General features: G+C 70.6%; 2 protein-coding genes. Both read right to left on the reverse strand.

Annotated features, from left to right (window positions below; translation table 11 throughout):
• A partial coding sequence (locus ACTUAL_RS23555; RefSeq protein ID WP_440901774.1) for a hypothetical protein occupies window positions 1-401 on the reverse strand: 401 nt, incomplete at its 3' end.
• Window positions 398-2,615 (reverse strand): sigma-70 family RNA polymerase sigma factor (locus ACTUAL_RS23560; RefSeq protein ID WP_440901775.1); only part of this gene is annotated, 2,218 nt, incomplete at its 5' end. The genes ACTUAL_RS23555 and ACTUAL_RS23560, both read right to left, overlap by 4 nt.

A 2,615-nucleotide genomic window follows, 5' to 3' on the forward strand; every position in this document is an offset into this window, starting at 1 on the left:
GAGTGGATCCGCTCGACCATGTCGTAGGTCGGGCTGGACGGCTCCAGCACCTCGTGCTGCCCGGCACGGCAGAACTCGGCGAACGCCCCCACCTTGCGCACCAGCTGGGACAGCTGGTCCCGCTTCACCGATTCCGCGCCCCGACCGTAGTCGGCCGCGACCAGGTTCAGGATCGAGCCGTCACCGGTGATGTCGTAGCCCGCTACCTCGACCCGCTTGCCCTGCCACGGCGTGAGCAGGTAGCAGACCTCCAGGTCGTCGAGCGTCCCGTCGTCGACCAGGTACTCGCCGACGAGCGAGACGAAGGCGTCCCTCGTCAGCTGCTCCGGCTCGACCTCCACCCGGTCGTCCACCCTGCGCCGCAGCTCAGCCGCGAAGCCGACCAGCTCATCGTCCGTCACGCCGTTCCCCTACTCCGCTGCCGCCCCATCACCAGTTCCGACTTCTCGCGCGCCAACCGGGCCAGCGCCGCCAGCCGGGGCCGCAGCGGCTCGGGCGGCGCGATCCGCGCTCCCGGCCGGTCCTCGCCCCACGCGGCCAGCTCCCCGAACTCGAGGTCGACCAGCACGCGGGCCAGCGCGGTGCCCTCCGCCATGTCCAGGCCGTCGAGGCCCAACCAGCCGCCGCAGCTCAGGTAGCGACCGTCCCCCCGCACGTAGAACCCCGGGGAGCGCCGCCACTCCTCCGGGTTGCCCACCGAGGAGGAGTCACCGGGGCGCAGCGCGTCGGGGTGCGGCAGGACACGGGGGCTGACCACCGCCCAGCGCCCCGCCGCAGACACCACTTCCTCACCCAGGTGCTGACCTGCCGGGTTGTTCCACAGGAACGGGTCCTGCGCCGTCACCGCGATGCCGTTCACCTCGATGGAGAAGCCCGAACCCAGCAGTTCGCCGAACACCACCCCGAGCTCTCGGACGCAGTTCTCCAGGACCACGTCCATCCGGGCGCGAGCCACCTGTAGCCGGGGAGCCCGGAGCAGCAGCACCGACCACGGACCGGTCCACTGCTTCGGGACCAGCCCATCGGGGATCTCGCGCTGCGCGCGGTGCAGCCACCACGTGTTGGTGCCGGGAGCCGAGGTGAGCAGCGAGCACTCCCGCCCGCTCGCCACGTCCCAGGCAGCGACCTCGTCGTACAGCACCGCGGCCATCCCCAGCGCGGCGGAACCGCTCGACGGGGCCGCCACCGCGCACAAAGCTTCTCGGAGCACCGCACCCGCGAACGGGACGCCGTCATGACCCAAGGCCAGCGCCCAAGAGGTTCCGCGACCGGAGGTGCGCACCTCAACCCTGCGCGCGCCCGAGAGCCGCGCCCGGTCCACCAGCGCGACGAGCAGCCCGGTGACGGTGCTGTCCTCGTCGGTGACACCGAACCGCGAGACCAAATCCGAACCGGTGGCCAGCTCAACGCCCGGAGACTGCGGGCCGTCGCCTGGTGGGAGCGGTTGACCGGTGCACGTTCCCCCCCGAGACTTCCGCTTCTTCACCGGGAGCGAGTCGGACACACCCGGCTGCAGGCCGAACTCGACCAGCTTCGCCTTGAGCTTGGGCAGTGCCTTGCTCTCGATCTGCCGGATTCGCTCACGGGTGAGCGAGAAGTGCTCCCCGATCTTCTCCAGGGTCATCGGCTCGCCGTCGTTCTCGAAGCCGTGCCGCATGCGCAGCACCATGCGATCGCGTTCGCGCAGCGTCGACATCGCCTGGCGCACCAGAGCCGCGCCCATCTCCCGGTCCACCACGTGGTCCGGGTTCGCGTCGTCCTCGAAGGACAGCGGGAGCACGTCGGCCAGCGTCAGGTCGTCGCCGTCGGAGCCGAGCGGTTTGTCCAGGCTGACTATCCCGTGGGCCAAGCGCAGGCACTCCACCACTTCCGGAAGGGAGAGCCCGGCCCGATGGGCGATGTTCGCGACCGTGGGCTCCTGCAGCTCGCGCAGCAGGGCCTGCTCGGTCCTGGCTACCTTGCGCACCACCTCGTACTTGTGGACCGGGATCCGGATCACCCTGCCCTCGTCGGGCACGGCGCGCCCCATCGACTGGTTGATCCAGTGCGTGGCGTAGGTGGAGAACTTGAGCCCGCGCGTGCCGTCCCACTTCTCGATCGCCCGCATCAGGCCGAGCACACCGTGCTGCTTCAGGTCTTCTTCACCGAGGTCGGAGCCGAGGTGGGGGCGGACGTTCGACCAGACCAGCCCGAGGTTGTGCAGCACCATGGCGTCGAACGCCCTGGCACGTTCGTCGCCACCCGCCAACTGCCCCCGAAATCCCCGAGGCAGCTCTGCCGAGAGGTCCCGGTCGGGTCCACCGCGCATCAGCTGGGCCAGCCCGACTTCCTCCTGCGCGCTCAGCAACCGCTTGCTCCGTGCCGAATCCGAGACCCTCAACTTGAGCACCGCGCGGGCCGACCCCACCGCATCGTGCGGTGACTCGTCGTCCTCTCCCCCGGAACCCGGTCCGGGGATGAGGACGCTGTCCAGACCGGCTGCCGCTGCACGACCGGTCCGGTCGTCCAGCAACTCCTGCGGCAGGTTCCGCAACGTCGTCGGCCTGCCCTCGCCCGAGTAGGAGAGGACCAGCTGCCGGCGCGCGGTCGCCCCCAGCACCCGCAGCGAGTTCTCG

This window comes from Actinosynnema sp. (assembly GCF_052038725.1).